Raw genomic sequence first — 17,814 nt, 5'->3', positions numbered from 1 at the left:
ACCCCGTTTGCCCCACGCCGGTTACCCCGCGTACGTGCCGAACAGGCCGAACGCTACTAACCGGTAAACCCTGGGACAAGACTCCGGACGAAGGCAAAGAATGGTTGCGCCATTCGTAGGGACTCCACAAAGAAACCTCGGTCCCGGCTGGCCCCACGGACAGAGACCTGTGCCACACCCGGCCGTTACTGTGCCGTCAAGGAACCCGGCGTACCGTGGTGCGACAAGGGATTTCGCGGATCGAGCGGGCCTCGAATCACGCTCCGTGTGGGCAAGCTCACCATTGGGGACGGGTCGAAAGGCCGTGTCGGCAGTCCCTAAACTCAGCTTGTTTCAAGGAGGGAGCCATCGTGCGCAAGGTGCTCATCGCCAACCGTGGCGAAATCGCTGTCCGCGTGGCCCGGGCGTGCCGGGACGCCGGGATCGCGAGTGTGGCCGTGTATGCGGACCCGGACCGGGATGCGTTGCATGTCCGCGCGGCCGACGAGGCGTTCGCCCTGGGCGGTGACACTCCGGCGACCAGCTATCTCGACATGGCCAAGGTGCTTGCCGCGGCGAAGGACTCCGGGGCGGACGCGGTCCACCCGGGCTACGGCTTCCTCTCCGAGAACGCGGAGTTCGCCCAGGCCGTCATGGACGCCGGGCTGATCTGGATCGGGCCGCCCCCGCAGGCGATCCGGGACCTGGGCGACAAGGTCGCAGCCCGGCACATCGCGCAGCGCGCCGGTGCGCCGCTGGTGGCCGGTACACCCGACCCGGTGTCCGGCGCCGACGAGGTCGTGGCGTTCGCCGAGGAGCACGGCCTGCCGATCGCGATCAAGGCCGCCTTCGGTGGTGGCGGGCGCGGCCTGAAGGTGGCCCGCAGCCTCGACGAGGTCGCCGAGCTGTACGACTCCGCGGTACGCGAGGCGGTGGCCGCGTTCGGGCGCGGTGAGTGCTTCGTGGAGCGCTACCTGGACAAGCCGCGGCACGTGGAGACGCAGTGCCTGGCCGACCAGCACGGCAACGTCGTGGTGGTCTCCACCCGTGACTGCTCGCTGCAGCGCCGCCACCAGAAGCTGGTCGAGGAGGCCCCGGCCCCGTTCCTCTCCGCGGAGCAGAACGCGCAGCTGTACCGGGCGTCCAAGGCCATCCTGAAGGAGGCCGGTTACGTCGGCGCCGGGACCGTGGAGTTCCTGGTCGGCGCGGACGGCACGATCTCGTTCCTCGAGGTCAACACCCGTCTCCAGGTCGAGCACCCGGTCACCGAAGAGGTCACCGGCATCGACCTCGTACGCGAGATGTTCCGCATCGCCGACGGCGAAGAGCTCGGCTACGACGACCCCGAAATCCGCGGCGCCAGCTTCGAGTTCCGCATCAACGGCGAGGACCCGGGCCGTAACTTCCTGCCCGCCCCGGGCACCGTCACCGCTTTCGCCCCGCCCGCGGGCCCGGGTGTGCGCCTGGACGCCGGTGTGGAGTCGGGCTCGGTCATCGGCCCGGCGTGGGACTCGCTGCTCGCCAAGCTGATCATTACGGGTGCCACGCGTGAGCAGGCGCTCCAGCGTGCCGCCCGTGCCCTGGCCGAGTTCAAGGTGGAGGGCATGGCCACGGCCATCCCGTTCCACCAGGCCGTGGTCACCGATCCGGCGTTCGCGCCCGAACTGACCGGTTCCAAGGACCCGTTCACCGTCCACACCCGCTGGATCGAGACGGAGTTCGTCAACGAGATCAAGCCCTTCGCGGCGCCCGCCGACACCGCGGAGGCCGATGAGGAGCCCGGGCGCGAGACGGTCGTCGTCGAGGTCGGCGGCAAGCGCCTCGAGGTCTCGCTGCCGTCCTCGCTCGGCATGTCCCTCGCCCGTACCGGCCTTGCCGCCGGGGCCAAGCCCAAGCGCCGCGCCGCGAAGAAGTCGGGCCCGGCCGCCTCGGGTGACACCCTCGCGTCGCCGATGCAGGGCACCGTGGTGAAGATCGCGGTCGAGGAGGGCCAGGAGGTCAAGGAGGGCGACCTGGTCGTGGTCCTGGAGGCCATGAAGATGGAGCAGCCCCTCAACGCCCACAAGTCCGGCACCGTCAAGGGCCTCACCGCGGAGGTCGGCGCCGCGCTCACGTCCGGCGCCGCCATCTGCGAGATCAAGGACTGACCTCGCTCGTACGCAGCGCCCGTACGCATCGCGAGGACTGCCCTCGTACGTACGTGAGTTGGGCCCCGTCGACCGGTTCGGCGGGGCCCTTCGCGTTCCGGCCCCGGGTTCCCCGGCGCTGTGCCGTATGCGCACCGGTGGTGGGAAAATTGGACCTGTCAGGGGCATCTACGGCGCGCAGAACACGTCGTAGGCGCAGGGCGCAGGACAGGAAGGACGCCGCGATGACGACCAGGTCCGGGCTCGGGGCCCCGCCCCGTCCCATGCGGGCGGACGCGCGGCGGAACTACGAGCGCCTGCTCACCGAGGCACGCGCCGCCTTCGCGGAGCACGGCGCGGACGCCTCCCTGGAAGAGGTCGCCCGCCGGGCGGGCGTCGGCATCGGCACCCTCTACCGCCACTTCCCGAACCGGCACGCGCTGCTCAGCGCGGTCTTCGCGGAGGCGGTACACGACCTGCTCGGCCGCTCCCGCGAGCTCCTCGACGACCGGGACCCGTGCGGGGCCCTGGTGGCCTGGCTACGCGCCGTGGTGACGCACGCGAGCGAGTACCGCGGCCTGTCCCGGGCCCTCATCTCGGCCTCCGGAGACACGAGTTCGGCCCTCTCCCGCTGCTGCGACCCACTCCGCGAGGCGGGCAGCGAGCTCCTCGCGCGGGCCCAGGAGGCGGGATCCGTACGCCCGGACATCACGATCGGCGACCTGCTCCAACTGACGAACGCGATCGCCTTGGCGTCGGAGGAGACTCCGGCGGAGCCTCAACTGGCGGACCGGCTGCTGCGGTTGACGTTGGAGGGGCTCAAGAAATCGAGCCCGTCCGAAGTTTCCGGAGTTTGAAGCCCGCCTTCAACGACCCGCCTCAGCGACGGTGCAGATCCGCCACCCTGGCGGCCCGCTCCCCCGCCGCTGCCACGCCCGGCTCCCCGAGCTGCCCGGCCGACCGCAACGTGGCCGGCCCACCCGCCGGAGGCAGTCTGCGCTGCCCAGGAAGCGGCACGTCCCGGCGGCGCTCGCGCCCCGCCGGGCCCTGGTCACCGGCACCACCGGGCTCACGGCCCGCACCCGCACCCGCCGTTCCCGCGACCGCGACCTGAACGCCCTGGTCCGCGAGAGCCTGAAGCTCGGTCGCGGCGCGCTCGTCGTGCGCCGGGGGCTCGTCGGTCACGAGGCGCGTGATCACGTCCGTGGGCACCGTCTGGAACATCGTGTCGGTGCCGAGCTTGGAGTGATCGGCGAGCACCACGACCTCGGCGGCCGCCTGCACAAGCGCGCGATCGACGCTCGCCGAGAGCATGTTGGAGGTCGACAGGCCGCGCTCGGCCGTCAGGCCGCTTCCGGACAGGAACGCCCGCGAGACGCGGAGCCCCTGCAGCGACTGTTCGGCACCGCTGCCGACCAGGGCGTAGTTGGAACCGCGGAGAGTGCCACCGGTCATCACCACTTCCACCCGGTTGGCATGCGCCAACGCCTGGGCGACCAGGAGGGAGTTGGTGACGACGGTCAGGCCGGGGACCCGGGCGAGCCGGCGCGCCAGCTCCTGGGTCGTGGTCCCGGCGCCGACCACGATGGCCTCGCCCTCTTCGACGAGGCCCGCGGCGAGATCGGCGATGGCCGTTTTCTCGGCGGTCGCGAGATGAGATTTCTGCGGAAAGCCGGACTCCCGCGTGAACCCGCCCGGCAATACCGCACCGCCATGTCGGCGGTCGAGGAGTCCTTCGGCCTCCAGCGCCCGCACATCACGCCGTACGGTTACTTCAGAGGTCTGGACGACACGCGCGAGCTCGCGGAGCGAGACGGCTCCGTTGGCCCGCACCATTTCGAGGATCAATTGGCGACGTTCTGCAGCGAACACGAAACTGACAGTAACCCCAACGACCGCCTGCTTTCAGCAGTATGCGCCGAATAACAGAAGTTGTTCGCATGATGCGTCGCGAAATGGTATAGGCGAGGCCCGGCCCTCCGGCACCCCGCCGGAAGTCCGGGCCTCGCCCCGCGCTCTGCCCCAACTCGGCTGCGACTGTCCCCAACTGGCCTGTGTCCAGGGGGTTTTCGCCGTTACGCCGATTCCTGCCCGGACCGGGCGCCGACAGCTCCCGGACAGCTACAGCTACGCCTCGGCCGCGGTCTTACGGGTGTGCAACTGCCGGGCGACTTCCGCGATCGAGCCGGACAGGGAGGGATAGACCGTGAACGTGTTCGCGATCTGTTCGACCGTCAGATTGTTGTCGACCGCGATCGAGATCGGGTGGATGAGTTCCGACGCACGCGGCGAGACGACCACACCGCCGACCACGATGCCGGTGCCCGGGCGGCAGAAGATCTTGACGAAGCCGTCCCGGATCCCCTGCATCTTCGCCCGCGGGTTGCGCAGCAGCGGCAGCTTCACGACCCGGGCGTCGATCTTGCCCTCGTCGACGTCGGCCTGGCTGTAGCCGACGGTGGCGATCTCCGGGTCGGTGAAGATGTTCCCCGAGACCGTCTTGAGGTTGAGCGGCTGCACCGTCTCGCCGAGGAAGTGGTACATCGCGATCCGCCCCTGCATGGCGGCGACCGAGGCGAGCGCGAAGACTCCGGTCACGTCACCGGCCGCGTACACGCCGGGCGCGGAGGTGCGGGACACCTTGTCGGTCCAGATGTGGCCGGACTCCTTGAGCTTGACGCCCGCCTCATCGAGGCCCATGCCGGTGGAGTTGGGGATGGCGCCGACCGCCATCAGGCAGTGCGTCCCGCTGATCACCCGGCCGTCGGAGAGCGTGACCTCGACCCGGTCACCGACGCGCTTGGCGGACTGCGCGCGGGAGCGGCTCATCACGTTCATGCCACGGCGCCGGAAGACGTCCTCCAGGACCGCGGCGGCGTCCGGGTCCTCACCGGGAAGGACGCGGTCGCGGGACGAGACGAGCGTGACCTTCGAACCGAGCGCCTGGTAGGCGCCCGCGAACTCGGCGCCGGTGACACCGGAACCGACCACGATCAGCTCTTCCGGGAGCTCGTCGAGGTCGTACACCTGCGTCCAGTTGAGGATCCGCTCCCCGTCCGGCTGCGCGTCGGGCAGCTCGCGCGGGTGGCCGCCGGTGGCGATCAGGACGGCGTCCGCGGTGAGCGTCTCCTCGGACCCGTCGGCGGCGCGCACGACGACCCTGCGGGACCCGTCCATGGCCTGCTGGCCGTCGAGGCGGCCGCGGCCGCGCATGACCCGGGCGCCCGCGCGGGTGACGGAGGCGGTGATGTCGTGCGACTGCGCGAGCGCGAGCCGCTTGACCCGGCGGTTGACCTTGCCGAGGTCCACGCCGACGACCCGGGCGGCCTGCTCGATGTGCGGGGTGTCGTCGGCGACGATGATCCCCAGCTCTTCGTACGACGAATCGAAGGTGGTCATCACCTCGGCCGTGGCGATAAGAGTCTTCGACGGCACGCAGTCGGTGAGCACCGACGCCCCGCCCAGACCGTCGCAGTCGACGACGGTCACCTCCGCGCCGAGTTGGGCGGCCACCAGGGCCGCCTCGTATCCGCCGGGTCCGCCACCGATGATCACGATCCGAGTCACGTACTCCATTGTCCCGCACGCTTCAAGCGACTCGCTTCCGGGGGGCGGTACGGGTTTCGGTACGGGTCCCGGCAGGGGTTTCTACGCGGGTCATCCCGTACGGGCACGGGGGCGCCGTCGTACGCGGGCGCGGGGCCGCCGTTCTCACGCGCCGGCACCCGCGCCCGTGAGAAGAAGAGACCCCTCCCACACCTGCCGTACCCTCGACCTCATGTCGCTCTACGCCGCCTACGCCGGCAACCTCGATGCGCGGCTGATGTCCCGCCGTGCCCCGCACTCGCCGCTGCGCGCCACGGGCTGGCTGAACGGCTGGCGGCTGACGTTCGGCGGGGAGCAACTGGGCTGGGAGGGCGCGCTCGCCACCGTCGTGGAGGCCCCGCGCTCGCAGGTCTTCGTGGCGCTCTACGACATCGCGCCGCTCGACGAGGACTCCATGGACCGCTGGGAGGGCGTCGGCCTGGACATATACCGCCGGATGCGGGTCCGGGTGCAGACCCTGGAGGGCGAGATGCCGGCCTGGCTGTACGTACTCAACAGCTACGAGGGCGGCCTGCCCTCGGCCCGCTATCTGGGCGAGATCGCCGACGCGGCCGAGTCGGCGGGCGCACCGCACGACTATGTGATGGAACTCCGCAAGCGCCCCTGCTGAACACCCGGGGAACCGAGATTGCCCGCCCCACCCCTCCTGACCTGCGCTTCAAGCAGCCCCGGCGGTCGCCACCGGGCCGGACTTTCGGCAGAACCTACAAGGCAACGATCGGGACACTGTCCACCTCTGCATCTACGCGCGTAGGAAGTGAGCGGCTACCCTCGTCCGCGTGAACGCTTCTCTTACCCCCTACGCCAACGCAGCCGACGGCCCCGCAGACCCGTACGCCGCGGCCGACGCCGCAGCGGCCCGCCTGCGCGAGCTGACCGGCGCAGAAACCCATGACGTCGCCCTGGTGATGGGCTCGGGCTGGGCGCCCGCCGTGGCCGCGCTCGGCGAGGCCGAGGCCGAGTTCCCGGTCACCGAGCTGCCCGGCTTCCCGCCCCCGGCCGTCGAGGGCCACGGCGGCAAGATCCGCTCGTACCGGGTCGGCGAGAAGCGCGCCCTGGTCTTCCTCGGGCGCACCCACTACTACGAGGGCCGCGGCGTCGCCGCCGTCGCGCACGGCGTGCGTACGGCGGTCGCTGCGGGCTGCAAGACCGTGGTCCTGACCAACGGCTGCGGCGGCCTGCGCGAGGGCATGCGCCCCGGCCAGCCGGTCCTGATCAGCGACCACCTCAACATGACCGCCACGTCGCCGATCGTGGGCGCCAACTTCGTGGACCTCACCGACCTGTACTCGCCGCGGCTGCGCGCGCTGTGCAAGGAGGTGGACCCGACCCTGGAGGAGGGCGTCTACGCCCAGTTCCCCGGCCCGCACTACGAGACCCCGGCCGAGATCCGGATGGCCCGCACGATCGGCGCCGACCTGGTCGGCATGTCGACGGTCCTCGAGGCCATCGCGGCCCGCGAGGCGGGCGCCGAGGTGCTCGGCATCTCCCTGGTCACGAACCTGGCCGCGGGCATGACCGGCGAACCCCTCAACCACGAGGAGGTCCTCCAGGCGGGCCGCGACTCGGCCACCCGCATGGGCCAGCTGCTCACTCAGGTGCTCGGGCGGCTCTGAGGCCCCGTCCCTCTTTCAGGGCCGGTCCGGCTTTCCGGGCCAGCCCCCTCTCTCCGGGCCGGTCCGGCTCCCTTGAGCCCGTCCGGCGATTGAGGACGACGCCCGTTCAGGGCGGACAAGGGAGGCTGAGGGCAAAGCCCCCGGTTTCGGGAAGGGGCGGGGCTGGGGAAGGAAAGCCCGCCGCAGGCTCCCGCCCCTCGCTCGGACGCAGGGCGGCACCCCGGCCGACGCCCCACCCACACACGTACGACAGAAAGGACTGAGGACACGTGCCCGACGACCAGAATCTGCTCGCGCAGGCCGAGGCATGGCTGGCCGAGGACCCCGACGCGGACACCCGCGCCGAGCTCGCCAAGCTCATCGAAGCGGCCCAGGGCGCCGAGGGCACGGCCGCGCTGGCGGACCGGTTCTCCGGCACCCTCCAGTTCGGCACCGCGGGCCTCCGCGGCGAGCTGGGCGCGGGTCCGATGCGGATGAACCGCGCGGTCGTCATCCGGGCCGCGGCCGGCCTCGCCGCGTACCTCAAGGCGAAGGGCCAGGAGGGAGGCCCGGTCGTCATCGGCTACGACGCCCGCTACAAGTCCGCCGACTTCGCCCGCGACACCGCCGCCGTGATGACCGGCGCGGGCCTGCGCGCCGCCGTCCTGCCGCGCCCGCTGCCCACCCCGGTCCTGGCGTTCGCCATAAGGCACCTCGGCGCGGTCGCCGGTGTCGAGGTGACCGCGAGCCACAACCCGCCCCGGGACAACGGCTACAAGGTCTACCTCGGCGACGGCTCCCAGATCGTGCCCCCGGCGGACGGCGAGATCGCCGCCGAGATCGCGGCGGTCGGCGCGCTGGCCGACGTACCGCGGCCCGAGGAGGGCTGGGAGGTGCTCGGCGACGAGGTCCTGGAGGCCTACCTCGCCCGCACGGACGCCGTCCTGTCCCCCGGCTCGCCGCGCACCGCCCGGGTCGTCTACACCCCCATGCACGGCGTCGGCAAGGAAACGCTCCTGGCCGCCTTCGCGCGGGCGGGCTTCCCGGAGCCGGTCGTGGTGGCCGAACAGGCCGAGCCCGACCCGGACTTCCCGACCGTCGCCTTCCCCAACCCGGAGGAGCCGGGCGCGATGGACCTGGCCTTCGCCACGGCCCGCCGCCACGACCCGGACCTGGTCATCGCCAACGACCCGGACGCGGACCGCTGCGCCGTGGCCGTACGCGACCGGAACGGCGAGTGGCGCATGCTCCACGGCGACCAGCTCGGCTCGCTGCTCGCCGCGCACCTCGTACGCCGGGGCGCGACGGGCACGTTCGCGGAGTCGATCGTCTCGTCGTCCCTGCTCGGCCGGATCGCGGCCGCGGCGGGCGTGGGCTACGAGGAGACCCTGACCGGCTTCAAGTGGATCGCCCGCGTGGAGGGCCTGCGGTACGGCTACGAGGAGGCCCTCGGCTACTGCGTCGACCCCGAGGGCGTACGCGACAAGGACGGCATCACGGCGGCGCTGCTGGTCGCGGAGCTGGCCTCGGAGCTGAAGGAGCAGGGCCGTACGCTGCTCGACCTGCTCGACGACCTGGCGGTGGAGCACGGCCTGCACGCCACCGACCAGCTGTCGGTCCGCGTCCAGGACCTCTCCCTGATCGCCGACGCGATGCGCCGCCTGCGCGAGCACCCGCCGACGGTACTCGCGGGCCTGCCGGTCACGCGTGCGGAAGACCTGACCGAGGGCACGGAGTCGCTCCCGCCCACGGACGGCCTCCGCTACACGCTCGACGGCGCCCGCGTCATCGTCCGCCCCAGCGGCACGGAGCCCAAGCTGAAGTGCTACCTGGAGGTCGTGGTCCCGCCGACCGGCGGCCGCGACGGCCTCCCGGCGGCCCGCGCAAAGGCGACGGAACTCCTTACAGCCCTGAAGCAGGACCTGGCGGCAGCCGCGGGCATCGAGCCGCCTCCGGCCGCGTAACGGACACACACCGCGACGACGGCGACGGCGACGGCGACGGCGGGGCAGGGCCTACGAGCCTTGCCCCGCCTGTCTTTGCGGCCCGACCGCCCCGACCGCCCCGACCGCCCCGAACGGGTGAGCTCCACGCAGCACTTGACGCAGCCTGAGCGACGGGCCCGAAGCCCGCCGGAGACCGTGGACCGGTAGCAGCAGCCAGTCGAGCCCCAGGAGCCGCCGCCCGTGTCCGCGACCACCGAGGCCCCGCACCGCCCCCGGACCCCGCACAGGACCCGCCAGCCCCGGACCACCCCGCCCCGCACCCCCCGCCGACGGACCGACCAACTCCGCCGCTCCCTGCGGCGCGCGGCCCCCGCCCTCTACGCGTACCTCTGCGTCCGGCTCTTCGTCCTCCTCGTGCTCTCCACCTGGGCGCACACCCAGGGCCTCAGCCTCCTGCGCCTCCTGGCCACGGAGTGGGACGCGAACTGGTATCTGGGCATCGCCGAGAACGGCTACGCCCTCGAACTCGGCACCGCGTACGACGCGAACAACCTGGCGTTCTTCCCGCTGTACCCGATGCTGCTCAGATTCCTGGGCGCGACACTGCCCGGCCCGACGGCCGCCGCGGGCCTGGCGGTGTCGTTCGTGGCGTCGTTCGTCGCGGCCTGGGGCATCTTCGCGGTCGGGAACCGGTTGTACGGGCGACGGGCCGGGGTACTCCTCGTGGCGCTGTGGGCCGCGCTGCCGGTCGGCCAGGTGCAGTGGATGGCGTACACGGAGTCGCTGTTCACCGCCTTCGCGGCCTGGTCCCTGTACGCCGTCCTGACCGGCCGCTGGCTCTGGGCGGGCACCCTGGCGACGCTCAGCGGCCTGACCCGGCCGACGGGCATCGCGGTCGCGGCGGCGGTATCGCTCGCGGCGCTGATGTCACTGCGAAAGGGCATCACGGCCCGCGCACTGGCCGGGGCCGCGCTCGCCCCCGTCGGCTGGCTCCTGTACGTCGGCTGGGTGGGGCAGCGCGTGGGCCGCTGGGACGGCTACTTCGCCGTACAACGCCTCTGGCACAACGAACTCGACGGCGGCCTGTACACGTTGACCCGCTTCCGCGACCACTTCGTCAGCGACTCGACCCCCGAACTGTTCCTGATCATGGTCTCGCTCACCCTGATCGCCGCGGCGCTGTTGTTCGTATGGTCCGTACGCCAGCGCCAACCCCTCCCGCTCCTCGTCTTCTCGGGACTGATCGTCGCCATCACTCTCGGCAGCGCAGGCGTCTACTTCCCCCGCGCCCGCTTCCTCCTCCCGGCCTACCCCCTGCTCATGCCGATCGCGGTCCTGCTCGCCCGCCTGCCAGTGCGGTACGTGGTGGTGGCCCTGTCAGCGGCGCTGGTGGGGGCGGGGTACTGCAGCGCGTACATGGTCCTCGTATGGCCCAGCGCGCCGTAAGGATCTTGAGCCGACCGTTGCGTGCCAACCCTCACCCGAATGCTGCACATCCAAGCCAAAGCGTCGGCGTTAAGGGGGGCATGGCTAACGAAAACATTCTCATTCGGGCATACGGGCACTGTGAGGATCTTGTCCAACAAACGGGGCCGTGCACGGTGACCAAGGAAGCGCGCGCCCACACCCCGGCGCCCGTTACCGAACCCTTGCTGCAGAACCTCTTCGACGTCCTGGGGCAGGTGGAATCCGAACTGGCAAGCCGGTGGAGCAGCCTGTCCGGACACCTCGCCACCACGTACCAGCCCGAATAAACACACCAAGCCATGAGCAATGAACTCTGGACCACTTACCCATGGTCCGAGACCAATGACCCTGACCGGACCACGGGAATGAGCCCTGGCTGGCACCAAGAGCACGCCGGATACGCCGAGCATCTGACACCGCCCGACCTCACCTGGAATCCGGACGACGAACTCGCCGATCTGCTCCAGGAAGCCGGCGAAGAGTTCGGCACGAAGCTGCCCCACCCGCGGGACGAGGGTTCGGTCACCACCCCGCAGCCGGGCAGCCCCCTGGGGAACTTGCACGACCTCGGCACCACTCTGCCGCCTCTGCGCACGCGCGGCCACGGACACCGCAAGCCCCCGATCCTCCGACGTCTCCCGGCCCTGCGCACCGCCAGCTACATCATCGCCGCGCTGACAGCGGCCGTCACCTCGATGGTGAGCGTCTTCAGCGGGATGGCGACCTACGGTCCGCTGCTTGCCACCAGCGCACACTCCCAGGACGGCCCCGACGTGTGGTGGCCCATGCTGGTCTACGGACCCTGGATGGCGGCCTCACTCTCCGTACTCCGGGCAGCCCTGCACAAACGCCGCGCCGCCCACTCATGGCTGGTCGTCCTGCTGTTCTCCTCGGCCGCGGTACTCCTGTGCGTCCTCCAGGCGCCCCGCACCGTCACAGACGCGGTGGTAGCCGCCCTCCCCGCGGTCGCCTCGCTCACGTGCTTCCACCAACTCGTCCGCCAGATCACCCTGACGCGACCGCTACGCGCCCGCTCAATCCACCGCCGACGCCGCGGGTAGGTGGTGGGGTGGGGGAAACGGCATGAACGACGGTCAGAACCGACGGCCGAATGTGTAGAACGTCTAGGAGAAGGTCTAGGCGTGTGGCCCACGCAGGCTCTAGGCGTGTGGCCCCACGCCAACCGGCCCCACCGTCAACTCCGGCCGCCCTTCCAGGACTTCGCCCACCCGCTCGGTCGGCCGCTCCACCTCTGCCAGCCTGGCCTTCGTGAGCTTCCCGAAGGGCTCGACCGCCACCTCCACGCGCCGCCCCGAGCGACGCTGGTGCCACACGCCCGCGACCGCGTCGTCCACCAGCAGGACCGGGTAGTTGCCCGCCTGGCCCCCGGCCAGGGCACGCTCGCGGGCGCGGCCCGCGAAGAGCCGCTCCCTCGGGTACGCGGCGATCGCGAACGCGTCGAAGTACGGCACAGCCCCACCCCGTGCCCGGCCTCGCCCTGGGCGGGAAACTCCGTATCCCCGCCCACCACCCACGCCCGCGAGGCGTCGAAGTCCACCGCCTCGAGCCCGCTATCGAGCGAGGCGAACAGGTCGACGGCCCAACCGACAGAACCTGAGCATGCGCCGCAAGCCTGGCGCCCACCGTGCGCGCCAGGCTGTCGGGCGCGGAATCCTTGGCAGGCGAGGAGCGACTGCCGCGCGAGGCGCCGGGCATGAGCAGCGGTCCAGGAGACGCTGAGAGTCACCGACCGAGTATCCGCCAACGTCGCCGCCGGACGGCACGACTCCAGAGCCCAGCGGCCCGCCTGAGCCGAGCTGTCAGGGCGATGAGCCGAGCTGTCCGGGCAGCCTCGACGGCACGTGCCGACCGAGGTTCCACGGCTGGTTCACAGCGGGCGACCGGGCGGTGGTGAGTGAGCGTGTTCCCGGGAGGTGGTGAGTGAGCGTATTGCCGGGCTGCGGGCGCTGCTTCAACCTCTGCCCGCAGCCACTGGCTGAGCGCCCCCCTCTAAGGCAAGTACCTTTCGAGTGCCGCAGGCCCCTCTTCCTCGATGAGCTTCTTCGCCTTCTCCAGCCGAGCCGGGGTTACGTCCTGGCCGCTGGCCATGACCAGGTCCTCGGGGTCGAAGGGACGTTCCGAGCCCGTGTAGAGCTTGGAGGGGCGGGTTTCTTCTTCCGGCGGCGGGTTCTGCATTCCAATCCACCTCGTCCGCTCGTGCGGAGCCGTCTAGTGCGGCCTGTAGCACCAGCATGGGCCGAATCCCGGAAGACGGCACCCTATCGGGGCCTGAGCTTGCTGTCCTGGCCTGAGCGTGCCCTAGCCGACCAGCAGGAGTACGCCCAGCAACACCAGCCCCGCGACCACCGGCGCCAGGATCTCGTACGCCCAGCGGACCGTCGGCTCGCCCTGGGCGGCCGGGTCGGCGGCGTGGCGTTCGGCGAGGTCGCGGAGGTCTTCGATGGCCTGGTCCGAGGGGGCCCTCGGGGGTTCCTCCGGTGTGGTGGCGCCCGGGCGGCGGGAGGTCGTGGGGGGCGGGGTGGTGCGGCCGCGGGGGGCGTCCATCGCTGCGCGGGCCTGTTGCCTGGCTGCCTTCTTGCGGGCCCTCAGGGAGACCGGGATGGCCCAGAGCTGGTACTTCGTACCGGCCGCGAAGACCTCGCTGGAATAGCCGGAGCGGACGCCCTCCACGGCGGACCACGGGAGCGTGATCGTGCGGAAGGGGTTGCGGATCTTGAGGCGCTCGGCGTTGGCGTACACGGCGGGGCGCAGGGTGTAGGCGACCACCAGCGGGGCGCCGAGGATCAGCGCCGCGAGGGTCAGCCACGGGACGCGGCCGGTGCCGCGGATCACGGCGTCCGCGGCGAGCCAGACGCCGACGGCAAGGAGCACGACGCCTGCGGCGATGCCGGAGCCTGAGCGGAAGACGCGGTCGGCGTAGGTCGGGGACGGGGCCGGGGCGGGGGCGGGGGCGGAGGCGGGGGCGGCGGTCCGGGCCTCGTCTGCCGTCCCGGGCTGGGTGCCTGCGGCTGGCCTCCTGGCCTGGGTGCCTTCGGCGGGCGTCCCGGCCTCGGTTTCTTCGGCGGGCGTCCCGGCCTGGGTGCCTTCGGCGGGCGGCCCGGCGTCGTGCGGCGGCTTGCCCTGGAGTTCGCCGGGGGTCTCGCGACGCGGCTTTCGCTCGGGCTGCTCGTCGGGGCTCGTCATGCGGTTGATTCTTCCCCAGCCCCGCCCCTTCCCGGAACCGGGGCCCTGCCCCGGACCCCGGAACCCCGGGCTCCCGCCCCCGGGCCCTGGACCTTGGGTCATTGACCCTGGATCCCGGTCGGTGACCACGGGCCCCGGGTCGGTGACCACGGACCCGGGCCGGGCGGCCACGGGCCCGGGCCGGGCGGCCCTCACCGGGGGCTGCGCCCCCTGGACCCCGCTCTATCGCGCTGAACGCGCTCGTCCTCAAACGCCGGACGGGCTGGTTGGCAGCGTCGGCCCCCTGGCCTCCGGGACGGGCTGGCTTGCGGCGCCGCACAGGACGGGAACAGGGCACGACAGGACGGGCGGGGCAGGTCAGGACAGGCCAGGGGGCGGCGCACCCCCCTATACAGTCGCTACGCGCGTAGATATGCTCGTCTGGTGACCATGCCCACCACTGCACCCGCATTCGCCGACGCCACCGCGTCCGACAGTGCTCTGCGCCGGTTCCTGCACGGGCTGCCCGGCGTCGACGCGGTCGGGCTCGAAGCGCGTGCCGCCTCGCTCGGGACCCGTTCGATCAAGACCACGGCCAAGGCGTACGCCATCGATCTGGCCATTTCGATGATCGATCTGACGACCCTGGAAGGCGCCGACACCCCGGGCAAGGTCCGGGCTCTCGGCGCCAAGGCGGTCAACCCCGACCCGACCGACCGTACGACTCCCAAGACCGCCGCCGTCTGCGTCTATCCGGACATGGTGGCCACCGCCAAGGAGGCCGTGGCCGGGTCCGGGGTGCTCGTTGCCTCCGTTGCCACCGCCTTTCCCGCCGGGCGGGCCGCGCTCGACATCAAGCTCGCCGATGTCCGCGAGGCCGTCGCCGCCGGGGCCGATGAGATCGACATGGTCATTGACCGTGGGGCCTTTCTCGGCGGGAAGTATCTGAAGGTTCTTGATGAGATCCGGGCCGTCAAGGACGCCTGCGGCAGCGCCGCCCGGCTCAAGGTGATCTTCGAGACCGGCGAGCTTTCCACGTACGACAACATTCGGCGGGCCTCCTGGCTCGGCATGCTCGGCGGGGCCGACTTCATCAAGACCTCGACCGGGAAGGTGGGGGTCAACGCCACCCCCGCCAACACGCTGCTCATGCTCGAAGCCGTGCGCGACTTCCGGCTGCAGACCGGGGTTCAGGTCGGTGTGAAGCCCGCCGGTGGGATTCGTACGTCCAAGGACGCCATCAAGTTCCTGGTGCTCGTCAACGAGACGGTGGGCGCGGACTGGCTGGATAACCACTGGTTCCGGTTCGGCGCCTCTTCGCTGCTCAATGATCTCCTGATGCAGCGTCAGAAGCTCGCCACCGGACGTTACTCCGGTCCCGACTACGTGACGGTGGACTGATCGCCATGACCGATACCAACAGCAACGCTTTTACGTACGCGCCCGCGCCCGAGTCCCGTTCCGTCGTCGACATCGCGCCCAGCTACGGGCTCTTCATCGACGGGGAGTTCGCCGAGGCCGCCGACGGCAAGGTCTTCAAGTCCATCTCTCCCAGCACCGAAGAGGTGCTCTCCGAGGTCGCTCAGGCCGGGCAGGAGGACGTCGATCGGGCCGTCAAGGCCGCTCGCAAGGCCTTCGGTGCTTGGTCTGCGCTGCCGGGAGCCGAACGCGCCAAGTATCTGTTCCGGATCGCCCGGATCATTCAGGAGCGCTCGCGCGAGCTCGCCGTTCTCGAGACGCTCGACAACGGCAAGCCGATCAAGGAGACGCGGGACGCCGATCTGCCGCTCGTCGCCGCGCACTTCTTCTACTACGCGGGCTGGGCCGACAAGCTGGACCACGCCGGGTTCGGGGCCGACCCGCGGCCGCTCGGTGTCGCCGGGCAGGTCATTCCGTGGAACTTCCCGCTGCTCATGCTGGCGTGGAAGATCGCGCCCGCGCTCGCGACCGGTAACACCGTCGTGCTCAAGCCCGCCGAGACGACCCCGCTCTCCGCGCTCTTCTTCGCCGACATCTGCCGCCAGGCCGGGCTCCCCAAGGGCGTCGTCAACATCCTTCCCGGGTACGGCGACACGGGCGCGGCCATCGTCGGCCACCCGGACGTGGACAAGGTCGCGTTCACCGGGTCCACGGCCGTGGGCAAGGAGATCGCCCGCACCGTCGCGGGGACCCGTAAGAAGCTCACCCTTGAGCTGGGTGGCAAGGGCGCCAATATCGTTTTCGATGACGCTCCGATCGACCAGGCCGTCGAGGGGATCGTCAACGGGATCTTCTTCAATCAGGGGCAGGTCTGCTGCGCCGGGTCGCGGCTGCTCGTCCAGGAGTCGGTCCAGGACGAGGTGCTCGACGCGCTCAAGCGGCGGCTCACCACGCTGCGGCTCGGCGACCCGCTCGACAAGAACACCGACGTCGGCGCCATCAACTCCGCCGAGCAGCTGGCCCGTATCACCGCCCTCGTCGAGACCGGCGAGGCCGAAGGTGCCGAGCGCTGGTCGGCGCCGTGCGAACTGCCGTCCTCCGGCTACTGGTTCGCGCCGACGCTGTTCACCAAGGTCACGCAGGCGCACACGGTCGCCCGTGATGAGATCTTCGGTCCGGTGCTTTCGGTGCTGACCTTCCGTACGCCCGACGAGGCCGTCGCCAAGGCCAACAACACGCAGTACGGCCTCTCGGCGGGCATCTGGACCGAGAAGGGCTCCCGGATCCTGGCCGTCGCCGACCGTCTGCGGGCGGGCGTGGTGTGGGCCAACACGTTCAACAAGTTCGACCCGACCTCGCCGTTCGGCGGCTACAAGGAGTCGGGGTTCGGCCGTGAGGGCGGCCGCCACGGTCTGGAGGCCTACCTCGATGTCTGAGAAGCAGACGAAGACTGAGAAGCAGACGAAGACTGAGAAGCAGACGAAGACTGAGAAGCAGACGAAGACTGAGCAGCAGACCCGACTGTCCGTGTTCAAGACCTACAAGCTGTACGTCGGCGGGAAGTTTCCGCGTTCCGAGAGCGGCCGGGTGTACGAGGTGACCGACGCAAAGGGCAACTGGCTGGCCAACGCTCCGCTCTCGTCCCGCAAGGACGCCCGGGACGCGGTCGTGGCCGCGCGCAAGGCGTTCGGCGGCTGGGCCGGGAAGACGGCGTACAACCGCGGTCAGATCCTGTACCGCATCGCGGAGATGCTTGAGGGTCGGCGCGAGCAGTTCGTGCGCGAAGTCGCCGACGCCGAGGGGCTTTCCAAGGCGAAGGCCGCGGCGCAGGTGGACGCCGCCACCGACCGCTGGGTCTGGTACGCGGGCTGGACCGACAAGGTCGCCCAGGTCGTGGGCGGCGGGAACCCTGTCGCGGGGCCCTTCTTCAACCTCTCCACGCCGGAGCCGACGGGTGTGGTGGCGGTGCTCGCGCCGCAGGAGTCGTCGTTCCTGGGGCTCGTGTCGGTGGTCGCGCCCGTGATCGCGACCGGGAACACGGCCGTGGTCGTCGCCTCGGCCGAGCGGCCGTTGCCCGCGCTGTCGCTCGGTGAGGTGCTTGCGACGTCCGATCTGCCGGGGGGTGTGGTGAACATTCTGTCCGGGCGTACGGCGGAGATCGCGGCACCGCTGGCCGCGCATCAGGACGTCAACGCGGTTGATCTCGCGGGGGCGGAGGGCGAGTTGGCCGCCGAGTTGGAGGTTGCCGCGGCGGAGAATCTCAAGCGGGTTGTTCGTCCACAGGGTGTGGATGGCGCGGACCCTGTCGACTGGGCCGCCGATCCCGGGACTTCGCGGCTCACCGCCTTCTTGGAGACGAAGACCGTATGGCATCCGACCGGGTCTCTCGGGGCCTCGGGGTCGTCGTACTGAGGTGCTGAGCCGGAGGGGCTGAAACGACGAAATCGCCGGAGAGGCTGGCCTTCAGCCCCTCCGGCGATTTCGTCGAAGTGC

The 17,814-nt window shown here is 70.9% G+C and carries 15 protein-coding genes and 1 pseudogene; 11 read left to right on the top strand and 5 right to left on the bottom strand.

Annotation, left to right across the window (positions count from 1 at the left end; all coding sequences use genetic code 11):
• Nucleotides 1-350: 350 nt before the first annotated feature.
• Nucleotides 351-2,126: an acetyl/propionyl/methylcrotonyl-CoA carboxylase subunit alpha gene (locus tag ACWD10_RS01630; RefSeq protein WP_451085775.1), complete on the top strand. Its 1,776-nt coding sequence runs from the start codon at nt 351-353 to the stop codon at nt 2,124-2,126.
• Nucleotides 2,127-2,350: 224 nt separating this feature from the next.
• Nucleotides 2,351-2,962, top strand: a complete 612-nt coding sequence (locus ACWD10_RS01625; protein WP_451085773.1) for a TetR/AcrR family transcriptional regulator — start codon at nt 2,351-2,353, stop codon at nt 2,960-2,962.
• A gap of 22 nt (nt 2,963-2,984) precedes the next feature.
• On the opposite strand, the gene ACWD10_RS01620 is transcribed toward ACWD10_RS01625, so the two are convergent.
• Both ACWD10_RS01620 and ACWD10_RS01615 read right to left on the bottom strand, forming a co-directional pair.
• Complete coding sequence (locus tag ACWD10_RS01620; protein WP_451085771.1) at nt 2,985-3,977, bottom strand: DeoR/GlpR family DNA-binding transcription regulator; 993 nt, start codon at nt 3,975-3,977, stop codon at nt 2,985-2,987.
• Nucleotides 3,978-4,232: 255 nt separating this feature from the next.
• Complete coding sequence (locus tag ACWD10_RS01615; protein WP_451085769.1) at nt 4,233-5,681, bottom strand: NAD(P)H-quinone dehydrogenase; 1,449 nt, start codon at nt 5,679-5,681, stop codon at nt 4,233-4,235.
• 202 nt (nt 5,682-5,883) lie between these two features.
• On the opposite strand from ACWD10_RS01615, the gene ACWD10_RS01610 reads away from it, so the two are divergent.
• The 6 genes from ACWD10_RS01610 to ACWD10_RS01585 all read left to right on the top strand — a co-directional run bounded on the left by ACWD10_RS01610 (nt 5,884) and on the right by ACWD10_RS01585 (nt 11,780).
• Complete coding sequence (locus ACWD10_RS01610) at nt 5,884-6,321, top strand: gamma-glutamylcyclotransferase (RefSeq protein WP_451085767.1); 438 nt, start codon at nt 5,884-5,886, stop codon at nt 6,319-6,321.
• 169 nt (nt 6,322-6,490) lie between these two features.
• A complete protein-coding gene (locus ACWD10_RS01605) occupies nt 6,491-7,327 on the top strand; it encodes a purine-nucleoside phosphorylase (protein ID WP_451085765.1) in 837 nt (278 codons plus the stop codon).
• Nucleotides 7,328-7,596: 269 nt separating this feature from the next.
• Complete coding sequence (locus tag ACWD10_RS01600; RefSeq protein ID WP_451085763.1) at nt 7,597-9,270, top strand: phospho-sugar mutase; 1,674 nt, start codon at nt 7,597-7,599, stop codon at nt 9,268-9,270.
• A gap of 222 nt (nt 9,271-9,492) precedes the next feature.
• Nucleotides 9,493-10,698, top strand: a complete 1,206-nt coding sequence (locus tag ACWD10_RS01595; RefSeq protein WP_451085761.1) for a glycosyltransferase family 39 protein — start codon at nt 9,493-9,495, stop codon at nt 10,696-10,698.
• A 155-nt stretch (nt 10,699-10,853) separates the two neighbouring features.
• A complete protein-coding gene (locus ACWD10_RS01590) occupies nt 10,854-11,006 on the top strand; it encodes a hypothetical protein (protein WP_451085759.1) in 153 nt (50 codons plus the stop codon).
• A gap of 12 nt (nt 11,007-11,018) precedes the next feature.
• Nucleotides 11,019-11,780: a hypothetical protein gene (locus ACWD10_RS01585; RefSeq protein ID WP_451085757.1), complete on the top strand. Its 762-nt coding sequence runs from the start codon at nt 11,019-11,021 to the stop codon at nt 11,778-11,780.
• A 99-nt stretch (nt 11,781-11,879) separates the two neighbouring features.
• Here ACWD10_RS01585 and ACWD10_RS01580 read toward each other — a convergent pair.
• The 3 genes and pseudogenes from ACWD10_RS01580 to ACWD10_RS01570 form a co-directional block, all read right to left on the bottom strand.
• Nucleotides 11,880-12,325, bottom strand: a pseudogene (locus ACWD10_RS01580) (DNA glycosylase AlkZ-like family protein); the annotation flags it as partial.
• Between the two features lie 404 nt (nt 12,326-12,729).
• The gene (locus tag ACWD10_RS01575; protein WP_451085755.1) at nt 12,730-12,915 is read right to left on the bottom strand and encodes a hypothetical protein; all 186 of its coding nucleotides are present in this window, start codon (nt 12,913-12,915) and stop codon (nt 12,730-12,732) included.
• Between the two features lie 123 nt (nt 12,916-13,038).
• Nucleotides 13,039-13,626, bottom strand: coding sequence for a PH domain-containing protein (locus tag ACWD10_RS01570; protein ID WP_451085897.1), 588 nt, complete (start codon nt 13,624-13,626; stop codon nt 13,039-13,041).
• Between the two features lie 726 nt (nt 13,627-14,352).
• Between ACWD10_RS01570 and deoC the strand changes: the two genes are divergently transcribed.
• From deoC to ACWD10_RS01555, 3 genes are read left to right on the top strand one after another with little or no spacing between them, the layout of a single operon-like run.
• Nucleotides 14,353-15,303 (top strand): deoxyribose-phosphate aldolase, encoded by a 951-nt coding sequence (gene deoC, locus ACWD10_RS01565; protein ID WP_451085895.1) that lies wholly within the window; start codon nt 14,353-14,355, stop codon nt 15,301-15,303.
• 5 nt (nt 15,304-15,308) lie between these two features.
• Nucleotides 15,309-16,757 (top strand): aldehyde dehydrogenase family protein, encoded by a 1,449-nt coding sequence (locus ACWD10_RS01560; RefSeq protein WP_451085753.1) that lies wholly within the window; start codon nt 15,309-15,311, stop codon nt 16,755-16,757.
• A complete protein-coding gene (locus tag ACWD10_RS01555; protein ID WP_451085751.1) occupies nt 16,750-17,733 on the top strand; it encodes an aldehyde dehydrogenase family protein in 984 nt (327 codons plus the stop codon). Before ACWD10_RS01560 ends, ACWD10_RS01555 begins: the two co-directional genes overlap by 8 nt.
• Nucleotides 17,734-17,814 lie beyond the last annotated feature (81 nt).

The sequence above is a fragment of the Streptomyces sp. NPDC002851 genome (genome assembly GCF_053591935.1).
Note: the sequence above shows the minus strand (reverse complement) of the source record. Positions and strands in the feature narration are given on the sequence as shown.